The sequence below is a fragment of the Campylobacter concisus genome (assembly GCF_002912425.1).
Taxonomy (GTDB): domain Bacteria; phylum Campylobacterota; class Campylobacteria; order Campylobacterales; family Campylobacteraceae; genus Campylobacter_A; species Campylobacter_A concisus_AH.
This window is the reverse complement of the sequence record NZ_POYR01000150.1, coordinates 1-23,394: the sequence shown is the minus strand read 5'-3', so window position 1 is coordinate 23,394 and position 23,394 is coordinate 1. Positions and strand designations below refer to the sequence as shown.

At 42.4% G+C, this 23,394-nt stretch carries 27 protein-coding genes; 12 read left to right on the top strand and 15 right to left on the bottom strand.

All coding sequences use genetic code 11. The features are described 5' to 3' along the window. The first annotated feature begins 40 nt into the window (after positions 1-40). Together CYP84_RS08405 and CYP84_RS08400 are read left to right on the top strand one after the other, a co-directional pair. Positions 41-460 carry a TOBE domain-containing protein gene (locus CYP84_RS08405; RefSeq protein ID WP_009295093.1) on the top strand — a complete coding sequence of 140 codons (420 nt, stop codon included), beginning with the start codon at positions 41-43 and terminating at the stop codon, positions 458-460. A gap of 363 nt (positions 461-823) precedes the next feature. Next, positions 824-2,389 (top strand): flavocytochrome c, encoded by a 1,566-nt coding sequence (locus tag CYP84_RS08400; RefSeq protein ID WP_021083834.1) that lies wholly within the window; start codon positions 824-826, stop codon positions 2,387-2,389. 27 nt (positions 2,390-2,416) lie between these two features. Here CYP84_RS08400 and CYP84_RS08395 read toward each other — a convergent pair whose 3' ends face one another. Together CYP84_RS08395 and CYP84_RS08390 are read right to left on the bottom strand one after the other, a co-directional pair. Continuing rightward, entirely contained in the window at positions 2,417-2,650 is a 234-nt protein-coding gene (locus CYP84_RS08395) for a replication/maintenance protein RepL (protein ID WP_103607117.1), read from the bottom strand. Further along, entirely contained in the window at positions 2,641-3,006 is a 366-nt protein-coding gene (locus tag CYP84_RS08390; protein WP_103637251.1) for a diacylglycerol kinase, read from the bottom strand. Before CYP84_RS08390 ends, CYP84_RS08395 begins: the two co-directional genes overlap by 10 nt. Before the next feature lie 53 nt (positions 3,007-3,059). Between CYP84_RS08390 and CYP84_RS08385 the strand changes: the two genes are divergently transcribed. After that, positions 3,060-3,818, top strand: a complete 759-nt coding sequence (locus CYP84_RS08385) for an exodeoxyribonuclease III (RefSeq protein ID WP_103637250.1) — start codon at positions 3,060-3,062, stop codon at positions 3,816-3,818. On the opposite strand, the gene CYP84_RS08380 is transcribed toward CYP84_RS08385, so the two are convergent. Further along, a complete protein-coding gene (locus CYP84_RS08380; RefSeq protein WP_103637249.1) occupies positions 3,815-4,372 on the bottom strand; it encodes a manganese efflux pump MntP family protein in 558 nt (185 codons plus the stop codon). The two genes, CYP84_RS08385 and CYP84_RS08380, sit on opposite strands and share 4 nt — an antisense overlap. Positions 4,373-4,479: 107 nt before the next feature. Here CYP84_RS08380 and CYP84_RS08375 point away from each other — a divergent pair, with 107 nt between their 5' ends. Next, complete coding sequence (locus CYP84_RS08375; RefSeq protein WP_103598254.1) at positions 4,480-5,229, top strand: DUF4197 domain-containing protein; 750 nt, start codon at positions 4,480-4,482, stop codon at positions 5,227-5,229. Beyond that, complete coding sequence (locus CYP84_RS08370) at positions 5,226-6,104, top strand: DMT family transporter (RefSeq protein ID WP_103637248.1); 879 nt, start codon at positions 5,226-5,228, stop codon at positions 6,102-6,104. The genes CYP84_RS08375 and CYP84_RS08370 overlap by 4 nt, the downstream gene beginning before the upstream one ends. Here CYP84_RS08370 and CYP84_RS08365 read toward each other — a convergent pair. Continuing rightward, the gene (locus CYP84_RS08365; protein ID WP_103637247.1) at positions 6,101-6,826 is read right to left on the bottom strand and encodes a class I SAM-dependent methyltransferase; all 726 of its coding nucleotides are present in this window, start codon (positions 6,824-6,826) and stop codon (positions 6,101-6,103) included. The two genes, CYP84_RS08370 and CYP84_RS08365, sit on opposite strands and share 4 nt — an antisense overlap. Positions 6,827-6,872: 46 nt before the next feature. On the opposite strand from CYP84_RS08365, the gene CYP84_RS08360 reads away from it, so the two are divergent. Then, the gene (locus CYP84_RS08360; protein WP_103637246.1) at positions 6,873-7,265 is read left to right on the top strand and encodes an acyl-CoA thioesterase; all 393 of its coding nucleotides are present in this window, start codon (positions 6,873-6,875) and stop codon (positions 7,263-7,265) included. On the opposite strand, the gene CYP84_RS08355 is transcribed toward CYP84_RS08360, so the two are convergent. Further along, positions 7,256-7,615 (bottom strand): Fur family transcriptional regulator, encoded by a 360-nt coding sequence (locus tag CYP84_RS08355; RefSeq protein WP_103637245.1) that lies wholly within the window; start codon positions 7,613-7,615, stop codon positions 7,256-7,258. The genes CYP84_RS08360 and CYP84_RS08355 overlap by 10 nt on opposite strands. A 145-nt stretch (positions 7,616-7,760) precedes the next feature. Between CYP84_RS08355 and CYP84_RS08350 the strand changes: the two genes are divergently transcribed. Genes CYP84_RS08350 through CYP84_RS08335 form a run of 4 tightly spaced genes read left to right on the top strand, consistent with a single transcriptional unit; the run spans position 7,761 to position 11,760 of the window. Then, positions 7,761-8,669 carry a metal ABC transporter solute-binding protein, Zn/Mn family gene (locus tag CYP84_RS08350; protein WP_103637244.1) on the top strand — a complete coding sequence of 303 codons (909 nt, stop codon included), beginning with the start codon at positions 7,761-7,763 and terminating at the stop codon, positions 8,667-8,669. Positions 8,670-8,671: 2 nt separating this feature from the next. Beyond that, a complete protein-coding gene (locus tag CYP84_RS08345) occupies positions 8,672-10,165 on the top strand; it encodes a nickel/cobalt transporter (protein WP_103637243.1) in 1,494 nt (497 codons plus the stop codon). Continuing rightward, positions 10,162-10,944, top strand: a complete 783-nt coding sequence (locus tag CYP84_RS08340) for a metal ABC transporter ATP-binding protein (RefSeq protein WP_103637242.1) — start codon at positions 10,162-10,164, stop codon at positions 10,942-10,944. The genes CYP84_RS08345 and CYP84_RS08340 overlap by 4 nt, the downstream gene beginning before the upstream one ends. Positions 10,945-10,953: 9 nt before the next feature. Then, positions 10,954-11,760 (top strand): metal ABC transporter permease, encoded by an 807-nt coding sequence (locus CYP84_RS08335; RefSeq protein WP_021092457.1) that lies wholly within the window; start codon positions 10,954-10,956, stop codon positions 11,758-11,760. Here the strand turns inward: CYP84_RS08335 and CYP84_RS08330 are convergent. Genes CYP84_RS08330 through tig form a run of 10 tightly spaced genes read right to left on the bottom strand, consistent with a single transcriptional unit; the run spans position 11,741 to position 21,161 of the window. Then, positions 11,741-13,072 (bottom strand): MATE family efflux transporter, encoded by a 1,332-nt coding sequence (locus tag CYP84_RS08330; protein ID WP_103637241.1) that lies wholly within the window; start codon positions 13,070-13,072, stop codon positions 11,741-11,743. The genes CYP84_RS08335 and CYP84_RS08330 overlap by 20 nt on opposite strands. A gap of 12 nt (positions 13,073-13,084) precedes the next feature. Beyond that, complete coding sequence (locus tag CYP84_RS08325) at positions 13,085-13,465, bottom strand: VOC family protein (protein ID WP_103637240.1); 381 nt, start codon at positions 13,463-13,465, stop codon at positions 13,085-13,087. Positions 13,466-13,479: 14 nt separating this feature from the next. Next, positions 13,480-14,205, bottom strand: a complete 726-nt coding sequence (locus CYP84_RS08320; protein ID WP_012001010.1) for a TerC family protein — start codon at positions 14,203-14,205, stop codon at positions 13,480-13,482. Then, positions 14,198-14,788 carry a phosphoribosylglycinamide formyltransferase gene (purN, locus tag CYP84_RS08315; protein WP_103637239.1) on the bottom strand — a complete coding sequence of 197 codons (591 nt, stop codon included), beginning with the start codon at positions 14,786-14,788 and terminating at the stop codon, positions 14,198-14,200. The genes CYP84_RS08320 and purN overlap by 8 nt, the downstream gene beginning before the upstream one ends. Further along, positions 14,770-16,173, bottom strand: coding sequence for an NAD(P)H-hydrate dehydratase (locus CYP84_RS08310; RefSeq protein WP_103637238.1), 1,404 nt, complete (start codon positions 16,171-16,173; stop codon positions 14,770-14,772). The genes purN and CYP84_RS08310 overlap by 19 nt, the downstream gene beginning before the upstream one ends. A gap of 1 nt (position 16,174) precedes the next feature. Next, positions 16,175-17,680, bottom strand: a complete 1,506-nt coding sequence (locus tag CYP84_RS08305) for a YifB family Mg chelatase-like AAA ATPase (RefSeq protein ID WP_103637237.1) — start codon at positions 17,678-17,680, stop codon at positions 16,175-16,177. Then, positions 17,677-18,195, bottom strand: a complete 519-nt coding sequence (gene def, locus CYP84_RS08300) for a peptide deformylase (RefSeq protein WP_012001014.1) — start codon at positions 18,193-18,195, stop codon at positions 17,677-17,679. Before def ends, CYP84_RS08305 begins: the two co-directional genes overlap by 4 nt. A 1-nt stretch (position 18,196) precedes the next feature. Beyond that, positions 18,197-19,231: a GGDEF domain-containing protein gene (locus tag CYP84_RS08295; RefSeq protein WP_103590873.1), complete on the bottom strand. Its 1,035-nt coding sequence runs from the start codon at positions 19,229-19,231 to the stop codon at positions 18,197-18,199. Between the two features lie 8 nt (positions 19,232-19,239). Then, positions 19,240-19,830, bottom strand: coding sequence for an ATP-dependent Clp endopeptidase proteolytic subunit ClpP (gene clpP, locus CYP84_RS08290; protein WP_004317374.1), 591 nt, complete (start codon positions 19,828-19,830; stop codon positions 19,240-19,242). Next, positions 19,830-21,161 carry a trigger factor gene (tig, locus tag CYP84_RS08285; RefSeq protein ID WP_103637236.1) on the bottom strand — a complete coding sequence of 444 codons (1,332 nt, stop codon included), beginning with the start codon at positions 21,159-21,161 and terminating at the stop codon, positions 19,830-19,832. Before tig ends, clpP begins: the two co-directional genes overlap by 1 nt. 137 nt (positions 21,162-21,298) lie before the next feature. On the opposite strand from tig, the gene folE reads away from it, so the two are divergent. Together folE and fliI are read left to right on the top strand one after the other, a co-directional pair. Next, on the top strand, positions 21,299-21,871 hold the full coding sequence (gene folE / locus CYP84_RS08280) for a GTP cyclohydrolase I FolE (RefSeq protein WP_004317386.1): 573 nt from the start codon (positions 21,299-21,301) through the stop codon (positions 21,869-21,871). After that, on the top strand, positions 21,868-23,175 hold the full coding sequence (fliI, locus tag CYP84_RS08275; protein ID WP_004317323.1) for a flagellar protein export ATPase FliI: 1,308 nt from the start codon (positions 21,868-21,870) through the stop codon (positions 23,173-23,175). Before folE ends, fliI begins: the two co-directional genes overlap by 4 nt. The last annotated feature ends 219 nt before the right edge of the window (positions 23,176-23,394 follow it).

Here is a 23,394-nt window from a genome sequence, read left to right as displayed (position 1 = left end):
CTATAATACCTAAACATTAAATCAAAAATAAGGAGAAAATATGTCACTAAGTGCAAGAAATCAACTAAATGTTGAGATATCAGAAGTAAGAACAGGCGCGGTAAATTCGCTAATAGCTGGCAAACTAGCAGGTGGTGAAGTGCTAAAAGCAACTATTACAGTTGATAGCGAGAAAGCTCTTGATCTTAAAGTTGGTAAAAAAGCTATATTCTTATTCAAAGCTTCAAGCGTTATCGTTTCAAAAGACGACAGCATCAAGCTTAGCGCAACAAATCAAATCAAAGGCGTTGTCAGTGAGATAAAAGACGGCGCTGTAAATGCTGAGGTTATCATCGACGCAAACGGCAGCAAAATTTCAGCTATCATCACAAGAGAGTCAGTTCATAACTTAGCTTTAAAAGCAGGCGACAAAGTAACTGCTATCATTAAAGCAACTCAAATCATAGTTGGCGTTAAATAATTTTTCGGAGCAAATTTGCTCCGATCCTCTCCTTTTAAACTAATTTCTAAAATTAAGCTAATATCCAAAACAAAATCCTAAAATCTCTCATAAATTTTTCAAAGCAGAAAATTTAATTAATATTTATTTTTTCTAACTTTAAAAGTAATAATTCCAAACTTTATGCTAAATTTACTTTAAATGCCTATTTAGCGTAATTCTAAAGTCAAATTTAAATGAATTTAATCTCATGAAATATTGCCAAACTACGTCCCACTCGTAATTACCTTTAATAAAATTTAATTATAAAAATTAAATTGCAAATTTTAATAAATTACCCTATAATGCTTAATAGCAATTATCTTACTTCAAAGGAGAGAGAGCATGAAAAATTCAGGTTTATCTAGAAGAGATTTTGTGAAATTTAGCGCTATCGGAGCCACGGCGCTTGGCATGGGCGCTACAAATTTAATGGCCAGCCCAATGAACGAAAAAGATGTCAAATGGGACGAGGAGTATGACGTAGTCATCATCGGCTCAGGCTTTGCAGCTCTTGCAGCTGGAGTCACATCAGCTAAAAAAGGCAACAAAGTCGTCTTGATCGAAAAGATGGGCCGCACAGGTGGCAACTCTGTCATCAACGGCGGAATTTTTGCCGTTCCAAATAGCGACATGCAAAAGAAAGCTGGCATCAAAGATAGCACCGAGCTATTTATCAAAGACTGCTTGAAAGCAGGACGCGGCATCAACCACGTTGATCTTTTGGCAAAAATCGGCGAGAGAGCGCAAGATGCCTACAAGCTCACACTTGATTGTGGTGCAAAATATATCGATCAGATCACTCACGCAGGCGGTCACTCAGTGCCAAGAAGCCTTCAAACAGAGGTCGGCAGTGGCGCTGGCATCGTGCTTCCTATGACTGCGACATTTGAAAAGTTAGAGGGCGCATCGATCAAAAAAAGGACAAAATTTGATGATTTTGTCTTTGACGACAAGGGCGCAGTTGTGGGCGTCATCGTCAGAGAAAACTACAAATTTGATGGCAATTTGATGAGTGATGATGTCGAAAACAAAGGTGGCGATACAAAATATATAAAAGCTAAAAAAGGCGTTGTGCTAGCAGCTGGCGGCTTTTGTAGAGATAAAATTTTTAGACGCCTTCAAGACCCAAGGATCACACCTGAGACAGACTCGACAAACCAACCAGGCTCAACAGCAGGCGCGCTTCTAGCAGCATTTAGAGCGGGTGCTTATCCAGTTCAGCCAAGCTGGATCCAGTATGGACCATGGGGATGTGCCGATGAGACAGGCTTTGGCGTGGGATCGATGTTTAACGTAAATGGCGCTTTTCCGTTTGGAATTTCAGTCAATCCAAGAACTGGCAAACGCTACATGAACGAGCTAGCTGACCGTAGGACAAGAACTGAAGCGATGTTTAAAGTCATCCATGAAAAAGGCGAAGACGATAAAAACTTCCCTATCAACTTCTGCGACTCAAGAGCCCTTCCTCACATGCTCCCAGCCCACTATGAAAAGGCTATCGCAGCTGGAATTTGCAAGAAATTTGACACACTTGATGCTTTGGCAGCTGAGTATAAGATCCCAGTTGATGAGCTCAAAAAAACAGTCGCAAGATACAACGAATTTGTCAAAAAAGGCGTTGATGAGGACTTTGGCAAGCCAGTTGTTGCGACTACGACAAAGGGCATTGATATCTCAGTTCCGCCGTTTTACGCAGAGCGTGGCACGCCAAAAGTTCACCACACAATGGGCGGCCTAAATATCAACACAAAAGCCCAAGTCATGAACTCTCAAACAGCTATGCCTATACCAAATTTATATGCAGCTGGCGAGATCACAGGTGGCGTTCACGGAGCCAGCCGTCTAGGATCAGTGGCTATAACTGACTGCTTGACATTTGGCATGATCGCTGCTGAGACTATCGGCTAGAAAGAAGTGGCAGGCGTTTGCTTGCCACTATAAATTTTTAAATCTATAAACTCCGTTTTTTACTCGCTCAAAAATTTTCTTCTCTTCAAGTAACTTAAACGTGCTTATCACGGTTGGTTTGCTCACATTTAGCTTCTCGCAAATTTCTGAAATTTTAAGCATGATAAAGCCATTTTCATCGCTCAGCTCGCAAAGTAAATTTATGATCTCTATCTTTTTCTCGCCAAGAAGCACTTTGTAAATTTCTTTTTCTAGCCCCAAATTTTATATCCTATCGCCACGCACCAAAGCGAGCCACATAAGAAATTTGCGATCATCACGGCAGCACTTCCAGCGTCCTTTGCCGCCTTTGCTAGGGCGTGATAGTCTGGGCTTGCAAGATCAGTCACTCGCTCTAGGCCCGAGTTTAAGCACTCGCAAACTAGCACAAATGCCATGCTAAAGATCAAAAATAGATTAAAAATAAGGTCAAATTTCCAAAAAAATAGCGAGATTGTAGCTATTAAAAATATGCAAATTTCTATACGAAAGCTCTTTTCGTTTTTAAAAATTTCAGCCAAACCCTCTCTTGCGTAGCCAAAATTTTTAAAAAATTTATACGTTGGCTGGTTTCTCATAATCTTCCTTTTTGTGATTTTTGGCATAATTATAATTAAAAAAAGGATGAAATTTGAAACTTATTAGCTGGAACGTAAATGGGTTGCGCGCAGTCGTGGCAAAAGATGGCTTTGGCTGGCTTGATGAGGTTAGGCCTGATTTTTTGGGACTTCAAGAGATCAAGGTCAAAGAGGATGACGTGCCAAAAGAAATTTACAACCTTGGCTTTAAAGATATAAGTGTCAACTCAGGCGCAAGGGCTGGTTACTCTGGCGTGATGAGCCTTGCTAAATTTGACGTGCAAACGCAAAAAGCGGCCTTTTTTGACGACACGGAGGGGCGAGTTTTGGAGCATAGATTTGATGATATCGTGCTTTTTAACATCTACTTTCCAAACGGCCAAAAGGACGATGAGAGGCTAGCTTACAAGATGGACTTTTACGAGAAATTTTTAGCTTACTGCAAAGAGCTTGTAAAAAGCGGCAAAGAGGTGATATTTTGCGGTGATGTAAATACCGCTCACCGCGAGATCGACCTGAAAAACCCAAAGGCAAATGCCAAAACTTCTGGCTTTTTGCCTATCGAGCGAGCGTGGATAGATGAGGTGCTAAAAAGTGGCTTTATAGATACCTTTAGAGCCGTAAATGGCGACGTTGAAAACGCCTACTCGTGGTGGAGCTACCGCTTTAACGCAAGGGCGAAAAACGTCGGCTGGAGGATTGATTATTTCTTCATCTCACAGGGGCTAAAAGATAGGCTAAAAGACGCCTTTATCCTGCCAGAGATCGCTGGTAGCGACCACTGCCCAGTTGGCATAGAGATAGAAATTTAGAGCACTCCCTCTTCTAGCAGGTGGGTGATGAGGATTTTACAGCCTAGAAATATAAGTATCGCTCCACCTAAAAAAAGCGCCTTTTTCTCTAAAATTTCACCCATAAATTTACCGATATAAAAGGCAGCTAGACTTAGCACAAAGCAGACTACGCCAATGATGAGCGCACTCTCAAATATACTAACCGCTTCAAAGCTAAGCGTGACACCAATGGCAAGCGCGTCGATGCTAGTGGCAAATGCGCCCACAAAAATGGTCTTAATATCCATGCTTAATGACTCGCCAGCCTCGCTGCTACAGGCCTCTTTTAACATTTTAAAGCCAAGAAAACAAAGTATAAAAAATGCGATGAAGTGATCGATAGAGCTTATAAATTTAGCAAAGCTAATGCCTAGAAAATAGCCAAGAAGCGGCATGAGAAACTGAAAAAAGCCAAGCATAAAAGCGATAAATAAAATTTTACCAAAGCCAAGGCTTTTATACCTTGCGCCGTTTGCCATATTTAGCGCCGCGCTATCCATGCTAAGAGCGAAGCTAAGAAGTAAAAGCTGCATAAATTCCCCTCAAAAAGGGTAAATTTTAGTGCAAAAATATTAAATTTATTTTAAGCGTTTAGATATTTTTTGTATGATTTTGCTTTAAATTTAAAAAAGGAGAGAAGATGAAAAGATCTCTTGTTATTCTTTGTGGCGCGCTTGCTTTAAATTTACAAGCCGCAAGCATGGACGATATGATAAATAAAGGTGTCAAAATCGCCACTCACGCATCAAGCGGCGACTACAAAAGCATGGTTAGCGAGGCGCTAAATGCAGCTGTGAGCGAGCTTTCAAAAGAGGGCTTTATAAACAACGCCACAGCTAAAATCCCACTCCCAAAAAGCCTTGAGATGGCGTCAAATTTAGCCAAAAAAGTGGGTGGCGAGAAGTGGGCGCAGGACCTTAGCAAGTCGATAAACAACGCTGCGACTACGGCCGTGCCAAAGGCTGCTGAAATTTTTAATGAGAGCATAAAAAATATGAGCGAGGCTGACGTTAAAAAGCTCTTTAACGGCGGTAGCGACAGCGTTACGAAGTATCTGCAGGAAAGCTCTAGCAAAAAGCTAAAGGCGGCATTCACGCCGATAATTGAGAAAATGATGAGCGATAATAGCTTTGCGACCGCCTATAATGGGCTAAATTCTTTCATCGGCAACTCAGCAAAAAACAACGAAACGATAAAATCGGTAAAAAACCTAGCTAAAAATTTAGGTGCAAGCGAATATGTGCCAGATGATGGCGAAGACCTAAACTCATACATCACGAGAAAGACGCTAGATGGGCTATTTAACGTGATGAGCGAGAAGGAAAAGGGGCTAAGAAGTGGCTTTAGCCTAGATAGTGGCAAAAAGGTGCTAGACTCGATATTTAAATGAGAAATTTGACCGCTCAAAACAGAGCTGACATCGCTCTTATCGTAGTTGCCGTCGTTTGGGGCGCTACGTTTTTACCCATGGCAAACGCACTAAAGACAAATGGCGTCTTTGTCATGCTTTTTTGCCGGTTTTTTCTCTCGGCTATCTTTATGGGCTTTGTCGCGCTTAAATTTACTAAAAAATTTGATAAAAAGAGCGTCTTCTACGGCGTTATCCTTGGTGCGGTGCTGTTTTTGTCATTTACAACGCAGACTTATGCCCTAAAGCTTACATTTAGCTCGAGCGTCGCCTTTATCACGGGGCTTGAGTGCGTGATAGTCCCTTTTATGGCGGCTATCTTTTTTAAAAATAAAATAAGCATTTTTGCCATTTTGGGCGCTATCATCGCTATTTTTGGGCTTTGGCTCTTAAGTGGCGCCACGCTAGCACTTGGGAGCGGAGAGGCGCTAGCTCTTATTTGCGCGATATTTTACGCACTTTATACTACGCTAAATGGCCACTTTGTAAGAAAGAGCGAGCTTTATTTGCTTGTCTTTGTAGTATTTCTCACCGTCTCTTTGCTCTCGTTTGTCTTTGCGTTTTTTGAAGGTAGCGTTGTGCCAAAATTTGATAGGGAATTTTTCATAGCGATATTTATCACGACGGTGATTGGCACTATTTTTTGCTACTTTGTCCAAACGATCGCACAAAGATACACGACCGCTAGCAAGGCGGCCTTGTTTTTCTGCCTAGAGCCAGTCTCTGCTGGACTAATTGGCTACTTTTTTGCAGGTGAGATACTTAGCATCTGGCAAATTTTTGGAGCCATGCTCATCATCTTTGGCGTCATTTTTAGCGAATTTGGCAAGCAAATTTGCTCTAATTTTAAGCCTTAAAAGACAAAAAGCTTCATTTGTGAGTCTATCTTTTCATCTATAAACTCGCCCTCAAATCTCTCTTTTAACATCGCTAAAACCGTCTTTTCATCGTAGTTTTTAGCTCCGTTTATCTCAAGGTGCCAGCAGATATTTTCAGCTGCTTCTTGTACGCTTCGTCTAGCGATCCTTGTCTCATTTAAAATTTGACTTTTAAAAGCGATGCCTTGCTCATTTAGCCACGCTTCGAGCCTATCTACGACATTTTTTTGAGAGAGCACGCGGCCAAATTTTTCAAAAAATGGCTCAAGCAGATCAGAGCTTCTAGGCTTGTCCCAGCCAAGATAGAGCTTTTGCTTGGCGCAGTTTTGAAATTTAGCAAAATCTTCATCGCTTGCAATGGCCGGGCTCATCGTGCAAATGGCGATATCAAAGTGCCTTGCTGGCTTAAATTCTCTCCATGAGCAAACCTCGCTGGTTAAATTTGTCACGCCAAATCTCTTTGCGTCCTCGTTTAAAATTTCTATCATCTTTTCTGAGCTATCGATGCCAGTTATATGCTTAGCCGTTTTTGATAAAAATATGCTCCAAACGCCCGTACCACAGCCGATATCAAGGATATCTTTGCCGCTAAAATCAACTCCCCAAGCCAAGGCTTTACCAAAAATTTGCTGCTGTATAGTGCTGATCTTGCCGTCAAATCTTTGGTAGTTTGACGCCTTTTTATCCCATAAATTTTGCATTTTAGCTCCTTATTTTTGGTTATAATTTTAGCAAAAAAGGTCAAAAATGAGAGATTTTATATATCACGTCACCATCCCGCCACAAGCCATCGACATGCACGGACATATGAATAATGTCTATTACTTCACGCTTATGCAAGAGGCCGCATTTGCCCACTCTGCCGCTGTTGGCGACACGGTCGAGGCGCAGTATAAAAGGGGAGAAATTTGGCTCATTAGAAAAAATGAAGCAAAATATATAAAAAGCGCAAAGCTGATGGATGAGATAGAAATTCACACTTACACGCAAACTGAGGGCAAGGCGACATCTTGCAGATATTTTGAGTTTAAAAAAGATGGCGAGCTAATAGCAACTGGCAAGACAGAGTTTGTCTATATCGATCTAAAGACAAACCGCCCAAAAGCTATCCCGGCTGAGATCATCGCGCTTTACTCGTGACCGCACTCGTTGCAAACGCCCTTTATCACGGCGCTTTTTATATTTTTAGCGACGCTTAGGTGTGGCATGTCGATGTTTGTCACCTTGTGGCAGACGTCGCAGATGAAGTAGGCTTTGGCTTCATTTGCCAGCTCGTAGTAGCTCTTGTGGTTGTTTTCGGTTTTTATCACGAGATTTTCTTTTTCAAAAATTTCCATACTTCTATAAAAGGTCGTCTTGTTTGCGTCAAGAATTTGCAAAATTTCGTCGTAGCTTAGTGGTGCTTTGGCATTTTGTAAAATTTCAACAAGCTTTATGCGAAGCGTCGTAGCCTTGATATTGTGCTCTTCTAAGAAATTTCTCGCGTTCATCTTTGCCCTTTTCATTTTTCGTATATTAACGCTAAAAGATTTAAACTATATTTAAAAGAAAAGGCTAAATTTAGGCATTTGCATTTTAAGTTGCAACCAAGTTGCATTTTGCTAAACTTCGCAATTATTTTTTAAAGGAGAGATAATGAGAAAAATTATCGTTTTTTTAGCTGTTTGTGCTTTGTCTCTTTTTGCAAAGCCAGTTGTGACTACTAGCATACTGCCAACGAAATTTTTTGTCGAGCAGATCGCTGGAGATACGCTAGATGTAAATGCGATGGTTGGCAAAGGCGCTGATCCGCACACTTACGAGCCAAAGCCAAAGCAGATGAAGGAGCTTGAAAAGAGCGAGCTTTACTTTGCTATCGGCATCGAGTTTGAGGACGCGTGGCTGGATCGCTTCTCAAAGACATTTAAAAATTTACGCATCGTAAAGACGCAGGAAGGCATCGAAAAGATCGCTATGAGCGATGAACATGAACATGAAGAGCACCACGAGCATAAGCACGATGGAGAGCATAAGCATGAGCACCATGACCACGAGGGAGAGCACCATCACCACCACCACGACGGCCTTGATCCGCACATCTGGCTTGATCCTATCCTAGTAAAAACTCAAGCTGATAACATAGCAAAGGCGCTAATAGAGAAATTCCCGCAAAATGCAAAGCTTTATGAGGAGAATTTGGCTAAATTTAAAGCTAGCCTTGACGAGCTTGATAGCTTTATCAAAAATGAGCTAAAAGATGTCAAAACTCGCGAATTTATCGTATATCACCCATCTTGGGGCTACTTTGCAAAGCGCTATAACTTAGAGCAAATCGCCATCGAGATAGAGGGCAAAGAGCCAAAGCCAGCTGAGCTAAAAGAGCTTATAGAAGAAGCCAAAGAGCACGGTGTAAAGGTTATTTTCGTAGCTCCACAATTCCCAACAAAGGCTGCAAATTTGATCGCAAAAGAGACTGGCTCAAAGGTCGTCATGATAGACCAACTGCCTGAAAACTGGCTAGCCGAGATGAAAAAAACGGCTGAAATTTTCGCTAAAAGTCTATAAAAATGTTAGCACGCCTGATCGTCATTTGCCTACTAGCGATAAATGCTTTCGGGTGTGCTCTATGCTCGCTTTATAGCCCAACAGCTCACGTTAGCGCGAAATTTGTCGCACACGAAAATAACATCACGCAGATAGCTTTTACTTGGACTTTTTCGCAAAATTTCTCAGACCTGATGAAGCAAAATTTTGACCTAAACCAAGATGAAAAGATAGATGATAAAGAGCTTAGAAAGATCCGCTTAAATTTACTAGACTACCTCGTGCCAAGGCACTATCTAACGGACATTGAGTATTATTACAAGGATGAAAACGCCACTAAAATAGAGCCAAATTTAAATAATTACAAGCTCTATTTTGACGAGGGCAGGCTTAAATTTGACGTGAGTTTTAAGACAAATTTAGTGGTAGCTGAGGGACTTGTCGTTTCGGTTGATATGGAGGACAAAGAGGGCTATTTTAACTTCAAATTTACGCAAAATAACGCATTTTTGGTGGGTGAAAGCTTCTGGGCGATACCAAATTCAAACTCAAATTTGATATTTTTTACATTTTCAAGCAAAGAGGCAGCCAAAGCTCACAACGAAAAGCCAGCGCTTAAAGAGCTGCTAAAAGAGCCAGTAGCAGGCGCGAGCGATGAGAATTTAAGCCAGATAGATAAGATCGATGAGGCGAAATTTGACATCGTCTCAAAAACTAGCCTAAGCTTGCTTGATAGGCTAAAGCAAATTTTAAGAAGCGTGGATTACAAAAGTCCGCTTGCGCTGCTACTTTTGGCGTTTATCTCATTTGGCTATGGCTTCTTGCACGCTGCTGGAGCGGGTCATGGCAAGGTGCTAACAAGCTCATATTTTGCCGCAACTGGCGGCAGCTACAAAAGGGCATTTTTATTTGCACTAAAGATCGGCTTTTTGCATGTTGTGGGCGCATTTGTCTTTGTCTTTGCTAGCTTTTTGTTGCTACGAGAGGTGAGTAACGACCTTACAAAGGACACAGCTAGCATAACGACCGCGTTTTCTGGAGTTGTGATCTTTTTTGTGGCGATTTTTATGCTCGTTAAAAAGATCAAATTTTATCTCTCAAACAAAAATGAGACTAAATTTTATATTTTTAGATCAAATCTAAGTCAAAATTTGAGTAAAAATACAAAATTTAAAAGCGAATGTGGCTGTCAAATTTGCTCTACTAAAAAGCCAAAGAGCAAAGAGGAGTGGCTAGTAGCAGCCGCTGCGGCTCTTGTTCCCTGTCCTGGCACGATACTAGTCTTTGTGCTGGCAAATGAGATAGGCAGCTACTTTGCAGGCGTGATAAGTGGCCTGTTTATGGCGCTTGGCATGAGCGTGGTGATATTTGTAGCGGCAGTTTTTGGCTCAAAGATCAGCACAAACATTAAGCTAAAAAAGTTTAAAATCTACGCAGAATTTGCAGCCCTTGGCATCATGCTTTGGCTTGGACTTTTCATTTTTGTCACGACATTTACGCAAAAGAGTCTGTTTTGAAAGATATCATTAGGATAAGAAATTTAAACTTTAGCTACGATAGGCAGGTCGTTTTAGAAGATATTAGCTTGGATTATAGTAGCGATGAGTTTTTAGCGATCATCGGCCCAAATGGCGGGGGCAAAAGCACGCTTTTAAAGCTCATTTTAGGGCTACTAAAACCCCAAAGCGGCGAAATTTTACTCTTTGGCAAGACACCAAGCGAGGTAAGTAAATTTATAGGCTACGTGCCGCAAAATTTCCTCTCAAATCAAAGCTTTCCGATGATGGTTTTAGAAGTTGTATTAATGGGGTTAATCGATAAAAAAATCTTTGGTTTTTACTCAAAAGATGAAAAAGCTCTAGCGCTAAGTGCCCTTGAAAAGGTCGGCATGAGCGAGTTTGCAAACGCAAGGATCGGCGAGCTAAGTGGCGGTCAAAGGCAGCGCGTCTATATCGCTAGAGCACTTTGTGCAAATGCAAAAGTGCTTATCCTAGACGAGCCAACAGCCAGCATCGACACAAAAGGGCAGGCTGAAATTTATGAAATTTTAAAGGGCATAAATGCAAATGGCGTTGGCGTGGTTTTAGTTAGTCACGACCTAAATATCGTGCTAAATTACGCTACAAAGATCGCTTACGTGAGTAAAAATTTACACATTCATAAAACGCATGAAAACCTTGCAAAGAGGGAATTTATCGAGCATCTAGCTAGAACGCATAGCCATTTTTGTGATGTCGAGATCGCACTTGGAGAGTGTGGCTGCGAAAAGACAAAGAGCAATGTTTTTAAATTTTAAAGAGAGAAAATGAGTGAAATTTTAGAGTTAAATTTTATGCAAAATGCCTTTATTGCGAGCATTTTAGTAAGCATAATATGCGGCATGATAGGCTCGCTTGTCGTGATAAACAAGATGACTTTCATCGCTGGGGGCATCGCACACGGCGCGTATGGCGGTATAGGGCTTGCATTTTTCTTCTCACTTGAGCCGCTGCTTGGAGCGAGCATATTTTCGCTGCTTCTAGCGCTCATAATAGCCACGATCACGCTAAAAGATAAGACAAACATCGACTCCGTAATAGGCGCTATTTGGGCGATTGGCATGGCGATTGGTATTATTTTCATCGACCTAACGCCTGGCTATAATGCCGATCTTATGAGTTATCTTTTTGGCTCGATCCTTGCAGTTAGTGGCACAGATATTATCTTTATGAGCGTTTTAGACCTCTTGTTTTTGGCGCTCATCGCGCTTTTTTACCGCCAGTTTGTGGCGATCAGCTTTGATGCGGAGTTTGCGAGGCTAAGGGGCGTAAATACCACTTTTTTTCACTATTTGCTAGTTTGCATGATGGCGCTTTGCGTGGTGGCTACGATCCGCGTGGTGGGGCTAATACTTGTCATCGCTCTACTTACCATACCGCCTTATATAGCGCAAATTTTTGCCAAAAGGCTGGGGCTAATGATGCTAATCTCAACCATTTTTTCTATCATTTTTTGCTTTATCGGGCTTGTGATCAGCTTTTATTTCAACCTCACAGGCGGAGCTAGCATCATCTTAGTCGCCTCGCTTTGCTTTTTTGCGTTTAGCTTTAAATTTAAAAGCTTGCGCTCGTAGCTCTTTTTAACCTAAAAAGCGTCCAAGACAAAAAGCAAATCGCCGTAAAATAGACGCTAAAAAAGAGCGCTAGCCACATAAATTTGATCTCAAGTCCTAGCCAAAAGACCACCACGTAAAAGAGCGAGCATTGAAGCACGAGCTGTCTAAAGCCATTTAGCAAAAAGATCGCCACTGGGCGTTTTATCGCTTGTAGCGTGCTGCCTGAGATGTTTATCGTGCCGTAAGCCATGTAGGCAAGTGAGTTGATGCCAAGGTAGAGCTTTGCCACTTCTAGCACGGCTGGCGTGCTGTCAAAGAGCTTGATCGCGCTCTCGCCAAAAAGCCTGATGAAGATGTAGGCAAAGGCGCAGTAGATGAGCAAAAAAAGAAGCGATAGTTTGTAGCACTGCACCGCTCTTTGAAAGCTCTTAGCGCCGTAGTTTCTTGAGATGATGCTAAGCACTCCTGCTGCCATGCCGATAGTTGGAAGCACTAAAATTTGCTCGATCCTTAAGGCTATGCCATAACCTGCCACTGCATTGACGCCGTAAAAGCTTACAAATTTTAAAAGCACGAGCGAGCCAAGTGACATTGAGAGGTAGTTTAGACAAGCTGGCAAGGCTTGCTTTAGTATCTTTGCCCAGACGGCGAAATTTGGTACGAAGTAGCCTAAATTTCTAGGATCTATCATCTTGCTCTTTCTAACTTTAAAAAAGAGGTAGATCATGCCTAAAAACTGCACGCTAGCCGTTGCTAGAGCAAGCCCTTTTACTCCAAGATCAAAGCTAAAGGCAAAAAGATAGCAAAAAAATGCGTTTATAAAGAGGCCACAAAATAGCCAGTTGCGGTAGCTTTTAGTATCGCCAAGTGCGACTAGAACGCCGTTAAGCGATTTTATAAGCAAGAAAAATGGAGCTGCAAGAAAGATGACACCAGCGTAGTCGAGAGCCTCTTTTATATAGTGGTGATCGGCGCCTAAAAGGATTAGTAAATTTGGTGCTAGCAAGTAGCCACAAAGTCCCATAAAAAGGGCAAAAAGAAGCACGAAGATGATGCCATTTGAGGCGTAAAGTTTAGCCATTTTTGGTTTGTTTGCGCCTAGGCTGTTGCCTATTAGCGCGGTGAGTGCCGAGCCAAAGCCAAGCCCGATGCCAACGACGCTTAGATAGAGCAAAAAGCTCATCGCCATGCCAGCAACTGCTATGGTAGAAATTTTAGCGGCGAAAAATGTGCCAGTGACGTTGTAAAGGGTGTTAAACATCATGCCCACGCCAGCTGGCAGCGAGAGTGAGATGATTAGTTTATTTAGCGGGTCTTTTAGTAGGTCCAAGCTGCCTTCTTGTTAAATTTCATATGAGCTAAGTTCTATCAAATTTCCATCAAGGTCGTAAATATATAAACTCTTCATTGCTCCCAGAGCTCCGTTTCGCTCAACGACGCCAAGCTCGATCTCTACGCCCTTTTTAAGTAGCTCCGAGCGCACTTCTTCTATGTTGTCTTCAACTATTAAACATATATCAGCACTGCCCTTTGTTGGGTGCTTTGCCGCAGGTAAAAACTCGCCCTCAAACCTATGTAAAATTATCTTTTGTGAGCCAAAATTTAGGCTAATGTGACCGTCTTTCTGAGCTAGTCGCATGCCTAAAATGTCGCAGTAAAATTTAAGCGCCTCTTTAACGTCGCTTACTACGATCACGATGTGATCTAAATTTTTTATCTGCATTTTGGCTCACATCTTTATTTTTGATCTCTTAATGCCCTTTTTCTAGCGTAGATATTTATGCACTCAACCGCCAGCGAGAAGCCCATAGCAAAGTAGATGTAGCCTTTTGGCACATGTACGCCAAAGCCATCAAGCACGAGCGCAAAGCCTACAAGCACCAAAAATGCTAGTGCGAGCATTTTTATCGTTGGGTTGTTATCGACAAATTCTGAGATCGCCTTTGAGGCAAACATCATCACGCCAACTGCGATGATGACGGCAAGTATCATGATGTCGATGTGTTGAGCCATACCAACTGCGGTGATAACGCTATCAAGCGAAAAGACTATGTCTAAAATGCCTATTTCTAGGATAGTTGCAAAAAATCCTGGATGAGATTTGCTCTCGTGAGCCTCTTCATGCTTGCCAGTGGCGTTTGCGTGGATCTCCATTGATGATTTTACTATCAAAAATAGACCGCCTATTATGAGCACTAGATCGCGCCCAGTGATGCTAAGCTCGCCTATGCTAAAGAGCGGCTTTGTAAGCTTCATGATCCAAAATAGCGAAAGTAGCAGGATGATCCTAGTGATCATCGCAAAGCCAAGCCCTAAAATGCGGCCTTTGCCCCTTTGCTCTGGCGGCAGTTTGCCTACTAAAATAGCGATAAATATGATGTTATCTATGCCTAAAACTATCTCCAAGCCAGTTAGCGTAAGTAGCGATATCCACGCCTCTGGCGAACTTATCCATTCAAACATTCGTTGTTTCCTTTGTTAAAATTTTTATTATGCTTTGTGGCAAAATTTCATGCTCTATGGCGTGAATTTTAGCCTCCCACTCATCTAAACTCATGCCATCCTCACGCTCAAACGCCCTTTGCGCGATCAGTTTGCCCCCGTCAAGCTCCTCACTCACATAATGCACGCTCACACCGCCTATCATCATATCGCTCTCAAAGCTCTCCTTTATCGCATGTGCGCCTTTAAAAAGCGGTAGGATAGAAGGATGTAAATTTATAGCTTTTACTTGCGTCGTAAAAACCGGCGTTAGTATCCGCATAAAGCCAGCAAGCACCGTTAGATCGGCCCCACTTTTTAAAATTTGCTCCACCAAAACAGCGTCAAATTCCTCACGATTTTTAAATTTAGCACTCTCTATTATCGTCGTTTCAAGCCCAAATTTCTTAGCACGTTCTATGCCAAATGCACCTGGCTTGTTACAGATACAAAGGCAAACCTCGATCTTTACGCCGTTAAAAATTTGATTATGAACTTTTTTAAGTATCGCTTCTAAATTTGAGCCACTGCCGCTAAAAAGCACGGCTATCTTTTTCGTAAGCATTTTACTCCTTTGATGATGTCTGTTGGCTCTAGCGCGTAGCTGTTTTTGCCAAAATTTCTAAGGCTAAGCGCGTGAGCTAAAGTGGCCGAGATGGCAGCATCTAGCGGCTCGTAGTTTTGAGCTAAAAGTGCTAGCACAAGACCGCTTAGCACGTCACCACTACCGCCTTTTGCAAGCGCGTTTTTGCCATAAGGCATGACGTAAATTTGTCCCTCTTTGGCGATTATGGTATTTGCCCCTTTTAGCACAAGAACGGCATTAAATTTCTCGCTCCAAGCTCTAGCGTAAGCGTATCTGTTTTCTTGCAAAGTTTGCACATCTATATCGGCTATTTTGCAAATTTTTAAAAGCGAGCAAAACTCCTTTGGATGAGGCGTCAATACGCAGTTCTCATCTAGCAGGTCAAGCACTTTTTGGCTGTAAAAGATATCAGCGTCAAGAACGAGCTTTTTGCCTTTTAAAATTTGCACCTCAAGCTCTTCTACGCCCTTTTTGCCAAGCCCCATGCCAAGGGCTCCAGCGTTCATTTTCTCGCTTATCTTGCTAGCTTGCATGATATGCGTTGGTAAATTTAAACCTTGCTCGCCTATCACGCTAACTAGCCCAGCCCCAAAGGCAAATGCCGCCTTTGCGCAAAGCTTGCTAGCCCCTATGTGCTCGCCAGATATGATAAATGCGTGGCCAAAATCGCCCTTATTTACGCACTGATTTTTTCTGTTTGGAAGCATGAGATTGCATTTTTCAAGCAAGTGATAGTCGCTCTCGCACTCGTAGTTTTGCGAGCTTACACCAAGAGTAGCGAGCTTTATCTTGCCCACGTAGTCCTTTGCCACGTCACTATAAAGCCCTAGCTTTCTAGCTCCCATCGTGATCGTCGCGTCTGCCTTTACGCAAGCGCCAAGTACCTTACCCTCGCTATTTAGTCCGCTTGGTACGTCGCAAGCGATGATGTAAGCGGGGCTAGCGTTTATTTTTGAAATGAGAGCACTTAAATTTTGATCTAAAGCTCTATTTAGCCCTGAGCCAAAAAGCCCGTCTATGAGGCATTTTGCGCTATTTAAGCTATTTTCTACATCTTTGCTCTCTCGCACGCCAGCAAATTTGGCACGTTCGAGCTGTTTGCTCGCAAGTGGCTTTAAATTTTTACTAGCTAATATAAATTCACACTCATACTCGCCCTCTAGCATCCTTAAAGCGCAAAGCACGTCAGCGCCGTTATTTCCGCCGCCGCAAATGCCAAGCACCCTCTTGCCTTTTTTAAATTTCTTACGTATGAAATTTGCTATGCCTGCGGCTGCATTGTCCATTAAAAGCTCTTCGCTAAGTCCAAATTTCTCGCCTGCTCGCTCGTCTAAAACTCTCGTATCTAAATATAAATTTTTCATTCTATGCCCTAAAACTAAGCGCCTCTAAGATGTGGGGCTTTAAAATTTGCTCACTCTCATCAAGATCGGCGATACTTCTAGCTACTCTAAGCGTCCTTTTTATGCCCCTTTGAGAGAGGTTGTACTTCGTGGCGGCCTTTTGTAAAATCTCACTCGCCTCGCCGTTTAACGTGCAAAATTTAGCCACCTGCGCGTCATTTAGCTTGCCATTTAGCTCATCTTGACCCCGCCTTTTTTGAAAGATAAAGGCTTTTAGCACCATCTCGCTCATCTGCTGTGAGCTCAAACTAGCCTTATCACTTGGCGAGCTCTCATCCATCGCGACTTTTAAGTCTATGCGGTCAAGCACTGGGGCTGAAATTTTGGCTTTGTAGTTTTTGATCTCGTTTTCGCTGCATTTGCAGTTTAGGTTGCGAGAAAACAAATTCCCACAAGGGCAGGGATTTTGAGCGGCTACGAAGATAAATTTGGTCTCATAAGTCACTTTTGAATTTACCCTTGCGATGTGAATTTGATTGTCTTCAAGTGGCTCTCTGAGGCTTTCTATCACCTGTTTAGCAAAGTGTGGGAACTCATCAAAAAATAGCACTCCGCCATTTGCAAGTGCGATCTCACCGATCTTTGCGACGTTTGAGCCTCCGCCAAAGATCGAGCTTTTTGTCGAGGTGTGGTGCGGCGAGCGAAAGGCTCTAGTGCTTGTAAATTCGCTATCTTGCAAATTTAGCGAGCGGTAGGCGGCGGACTTTAGCACCTCCTCTAGGCTTTGTGGTGCCATGATATAGACGAGGCGTTTTGCGCACATGCTCTTGCCGCTGCCTGGGCTACCTTCAAATAAGATATTGTGCATGCCAACAGCTGCGATGACGCAGGCTCTTTTGGCTCTTTCTTGACCCAAAACGTCCTTAAAATCAAGCTCGAAGTTTAAATTTGGAACATATCTTTTGCCAGAAATTTCTATCACATTTGAAAATAGCTCGTGTGTGGCGCTAAAATGCATGCTTTTAGCAAATTCTGCGTCGCTAAAAAACTTTATCGCCTCTTCTAGTGTGCTAACGCCATAAACCTCTAAATTTGGGATCATCGAAGCTTTTGCCGCTATCTCACTAGGCACTAAAATTTTTGCCTTTTGCACCTGCGTGCTTAAAAAAAGTAGGATTGAGAACAAATTTGCTGTGCTTTTTACACTGCCATCAAGCCCAAGCTCGCCAAAAACAAAAATTTTCTCCAAGCTTTTTGCCTTTTGAAGAGCGATGAGAAGTGCGATACTTAGGTCAAAATGTGAGCCACTTTTTGGCAGGTCTGAGGGGGATAAATTTATGGTTATTTTTTGCGCTGGAAAGGCAAAGTCAAGCGCTAAAAGTGCTGCTTTTACACGCTCTGTGCTCTCTTTGATGCTGGTGCTTGCAAGACCCACTATACTAAAGCCAGGAAGCCCACGAGAAAAGATAGACTCAACATCAATGATCTTTAGCCCGTCACCGTAAGTAGCACATTTTAGGGACTTCATGATGTCTTTTCTTTTTTCTGCTTTTTGTATTCCTTGTCGAATTTTTTGCGTTTGTTAAAGCCTATTTTTTCTATAAAAAGATGTCCGTCTAGGTGGTCATTTTCATGCTGGATAGCGATCGCTAGTAGCCCATCAGTTTTTAAGGTCTGCTCCTTGCCAAAGCGGTCTTGAAATTTGATAGCAACTACTTCACTTCGTTTAACGTCCTCGTAGTAGCCAGGCACGCTAAGGCAGCCCTCTTGATAGACGCACTCGCCCTCACGTAGCTCAAATTTTGGGTTTATGATCTCGATTAAATTTTCTTTATCTTGCACACCCTCTTCGTTGGCTAAATTTATGATGAAAATTCTCTTTGCAACGCCTATTTGTATGGCTGCAAGACCGATGCCTTCTTTTGCGATCATCGTCTCATACATATCATCAAGAAGTTTGTGAAGCTTCTCATCGAAGACTTCAACTTCTTTTGAAATTTCATAAAGTTTTTTATTTGGATAGGATAAAACTTCTAGGATCAAACTAATTCTCTGCTTTCTCGTCTAAAAATAGTGGCTCATTTAGGTCTTGGTTGGTCTCTAGCTTGTCAAGCGCGTGAGAGAGCAGCTCTTCGGTGCTCTTTGTCTTTGAGATCATGCTTGAGACGATCTGAACATCTAGTTTGCACTCTTCGTTGTCGATCTTCCAAGGCATAGATGAGAGCATGTTTAAAATTCTCGCGCACGCTTGCTTTGTGCCGTTTTCGTCGGTGTACTTCATCACCATAGCAAAGCAGCCATCGCCGTAGTGTGCGACTATATCACTTCTACGTGAAGTCCTTAAAAGAAGCTGCGACATGCTTTTAAACATATTATTTCGCTCTTTTAAATTTTTAACTCGGTTTGCAAATTTATCTTTTATCTTAACTAGCAAAAACGAGGCATTATAGCCGTAGCGCCTAACAGACTCGATCTCGCTGCTTATGGTCGCTACTAGAAATTTCTTGTTATAGACCTCGTATGTTGTGTCGTAGATCGACTGCTCTTCGATCGCCTTAAACATCTTGCCGACCTCTTCGTAGCTCATCTTGATGACGTCAAGATGCTTGTCCATGAGATCGTTTAGCTTGATGAGGTCTTGGTTGAAGGCGCTTAAGACATTTTGCAGCGCAAGGACGTTTGTGTTGTTTTTAAGCCCATCCATACGCTTTTGCACTAGGCTTCTCATAACGCCTAAATTTTTATAGATGAGCACGACTGCTTGAAGCATGCTCTTTATCTGGATAAAGCCTTGTTTTACCTCTTTTTCGATAGAGATGTTGCCGTTTGTTGGCACTGAGCTTTCAGAATTTGCCACGATGATATCGCCGATCTCTTTTCTAAACTCATCTGACTGCCCATCAAGCATCTTTTCAAAGTAGATAGAGTAGTTTGTCGGCGTAGAAGGGACGTTGTCGTCACTTAGTTCGTGTAAAACGTCCTCTGAAAATTTATAGATATTTACCTTTTCTTTTTTGACAGCTGGTTTTGCTTCAGCTGCTTTTCTTTTTGGATCTGGTGCGTTATCTATCTTTATCACTTTGGGCCTTATTTAAAACTTTTCTCCAAAATTTTATCGACAAGTCCGTATTCTTTAGCTTCAGCTGAGCTCATAAAGAAGTCACGCTCAGTATCTTTCACGATCTTGCTTAGTTTTTGACCTGTATTTTTTGCCAAAATTCCATTTAAAATTTCTTTCAAACGTAAAATTTCGCGAGCTTGTATCTCGATATCAGTCGCTTGTCCTCTAGCACCGCCGAGTGGTTGGTGTATCATGATGCGAGAATTTGGCAGCGCATATCTCTTGCCAGGTGCGCCACAGCTTAGTAAAAATGCACCCATACTAGCAGCCTGACCGATGCAGATAGTGCAAACATCTGGCTTTATGTAGTTCATCGTGTCATAGATGCTAAAGCCACTTGTTATCACGCCGCCTGGTGAGTTTATATAAAGGTAGATATCTTTATCTGGATCTTCAGCCTCTAAAAATAGCAGCTGAGCGACGATAGAAGCAGCCATGCCGTCCTCTATCTCGCCACTTAGCATAACGATCCTGTCTTTTAAAAGACGGGAGTATATATCATAGCTTCGCTCACCTCTACTAGTTCTTTCAACTACGACAGGAACGTAATAGCTCATTACTCAGCCTTCTCTTTTTTGCTTGCTTTTTTCTCGTCTTTTTCTTTGTTGAAAAGCTCGCTAAATAGCTTCTCTTCGATCATCGACATCTTTATAGCTGGAAGCATGCCTTGGTTGCGGTACATCTCAAGGTGCGCTTTTGGATCTTGGCCGCTTCTATACGCCTCAAAATAGATCGCTTGAACGACCTCTTGATCGCTCACTTTCACGCCTCTTACGCGAGCTAGCTCATCGATGATGAAAGTTAGGCGAACGCTATTTTCAGCGTCTTTTCTATACTCGTCACGTTTTTTAGCTAGAGCGTCTTTGTCCTCTCTAAATTTCTTCATATCATCTGGAGTAAATGAGCTCCACGCGTTTCTAAACTGCATATCGATCTCTTGTTCGACGATATTTTTTGGCACGTCAAATTTAAATTTCTCAACCGCAGCTTCAGCAAATTTTGGTTTTAGCTCTTCGTTTATAAGCTTATAAATTTTCTCTTGGCGAATTTGCTCTTTTATGCGCTCTTCAAGTAGCTCTTCAGTTGGTTTTTCTTCGTTTGGAAGGATAGTTTTTAGCATCTCTTCGTCTAGTTTTTCAGGGATCTTTCTCTCTTGAATTTCATGAAGTTTGACTTTAAAAATAGCGTCTTTGCCAGCTAAATGTGCAGCGCCGTAGTTTTCTGGAAATTTAACCTCGATATCTTTTTCGCCGCCAGCTTTTATGCCTACCATGCCATCTTCAAAGCCTGGGATAAACTGGTTTGAGCCGATCTCAAGCACGTAGTTTTCAGCCTTGCCACCTTCAAATGTAACACCATCAACAAAGCCCTCAAAGTCAAATTTAGCAAAATCGCCAACTTTTAGGCCTCTTTTGCTCTCTACTTTTTCAAGTGGAGCTATCATTTTTAGAAGCTCAGCTTTTTTCTCGTCGATATCTTTTTTCAAAACGCGTGGGTTTGAAAACTCTGGTATCAAGCTCTCATAGCCACTCACATCGACGCTTGGTTTAAATGAAACTGTTAGCTCAACATCGATCTTGTCATCTTTTCTATCAAATTTTGAAACGATAGGCTCGCCGATAAGGTCGTCATTTTTCTTGCCTGCTTTTTTGATAGCCTCTTCTACTACATCTCTTAAGACATCTTGCTCAGCGTCGTTTGTTAGCTCTTTCTCGTAGCGTTTTAGCACGACAGCAACTGGCACATGGCCTTGTCTAAAGCCATCTACTTTCATAGTTTTTGCTGCTTTTTTTGCTAGTTTTTCTACGCTAGACTTTATAGCATCTGCACTTATGGTTGTGCTTGCTAGGGTATTTACGCTATCTAGAGCTTTTGTTTTGATTTCCATCGAATTCCTTTATGAATACAAATTTTTAGCCCAAAATATAGCAGAATTTTCCTTATTTCATTGTAAATTTGTAAATTTTTATAGATATAAAAGGCGTTTTAACGTAGAATTTGGCGATAAAATTATGGAGAAAATTTATGCAAGAGAGTTTTGAAAATTCAGTTAAAAATATGCTAACTATCATCGGCGAAGATCCAAACAGAGAGGGGCTTATTAAAACTCCTGAGCGCGTTTATAAAGCTTTTAAATTTCTAACTAGCGGATATGATCAAGACCCAAAAGAGGTGCTTGGTGACGCGCTATTTACTAGCTCAAATAACGAAATGGTTTTAATGCGAAACATCGAGTTTTACAGCCTTTGTGAGCACCATTTGTTGCCAATAATTGGCCGTGTGCATGTGGCATACATCCCAAATGGCAAGGTCGTTGGCCTTAGTAAAATTCCACGCATGGTAAATATCTACGCCAGACGCTTGCAAATTCAAGAGCAGATGACCGAGCAGATCGCAAAGGCGCTTGAGGACGTGATCGCTCCAAAAGGCGTTGGCGTCGTCGTCGAGGCTAGGCATATGTGCGTTGAGATGAGGGGTGTGGAGAAGATAAACTCGACCACTACGACCTCTGCGCTCAGAGGCTGCTTTATCAAAAACGCAGACACAAGAAGGGAGTTTTTCTCGCTTATAAATTCGCCTAGGGAAACGCATTTTTGAGCTTAGAGCGTATAAATTCAAGGCTTAAAGAGGGCGTGAAGCTCTCAAATACCTTTGGCGTCATCACAAAGATCACAGCTACTACGATAGAGATCACCGGACTTCGCCCAAGTATCGGCGACATCGTGCGCATAGTGGCAAAAGACAAGAGTAAAAACGGCCTTGGCATGGTCACGCAGATAAAGACAGATGGCGCTTATATCAGCCCGTTTGGCTTTGTAGAGGGCTTTAGGATAGGCGACTTTGTCTATGAGAGTGATCAAGGCATGAGCATACCAGTGGGACCAAATTTGCTAGGTCGCGTGGTCGATCCATTTATGAAGCCCATTGACGGCAAAGGGGCGATTGATACAACTGAATATATGCCGATCATGAGAGCGCCGATAGATGCGATGAAAAGAGGGCTTATAAACGAGCCTTTTAGCGTTGGGATAAAGACGATAGATGGGCTACTTACTTGTGGCAAGGGGCAAAAGCTGGGAATTTTTGCAGGCTCAGGCGTAGGCAAATCAACACTTATGGGTATGATCGTAAAAAATACGCTTGCGCCGATCAAGGTAGTCGCACTAATAGGCGAGCGTGGCCGTGAGGTGCCTGAATTTATCGAAAAAAACCTAGGCGGCGACCTAGAGGGCACTGTCATCATCGTAGCGACCAGTGATGATAGCTCGCTCATGCGAAAATACGGCGCATTTTGTGCGATGAGCGTGGCTGAATACTTCAAACAGCAGGGCAACGACGTGCTTTTCATTATGGATAGCGTCACGCGTTTTGCGATGGCGCAGCGTGAGATCGGCCTTGCGCTTGGCGAGCCACCGACGTCAAAGGGCTATCCGCCAAGCTCGCTCACACTCTTGCCACAGCTAATGGAGCGCGCGGGCAAAGAGGAGGGCAAGGGCAGTATCACGGCGTTTTTTACCGTGCTAGTCGAGGGCGATGATATGAGCGACCCGATAGCTGACCAAAGCCGCTCTATCCTAGACGGCCACATCGTGCTAAGCCGCGAGCTAACGGACTTTGGCATCTACCCACCTATCAATATCCAAAACTCGGCCTCGCGTGTCATGGGCGACGTGATCGGCAAAGAGCACAAGCTAAATGCGATGAAATTTAAGCGCCTCTACTCGCTTTTAAAAGAAAATGAGGTCTTGCTTCGTATCGGCGCATATCAAAAGGGCAGCGACAAGGAGCTTGACCTTGCGATCTCGAAGAAAGAATTTATGGAGAGCTTTTTAAAACAAAGCTCAGAAGAGGCTTTTGCGCTTGAAGAGGTCGAAGAGTTGCTTGATAAGATCAATCAGTAAATTTCTCTATAAATTTGACTACTAAAATTTCATAGCCTTTTAAATTTATTATTAAAAAGATCGATAAATTTTGCTTTTTTGGTGCGAAAAAGTGATGTTGCAAATGTCGCGGAAGCAAATTTGAAATTTACTGGGTTTTTTGGCTAAATTTCGTGGAGTAAGCGACTTTTGTATTAGGAGAAATGATAAAGCGTTATAAAAAAGCACTCACGCCCACGC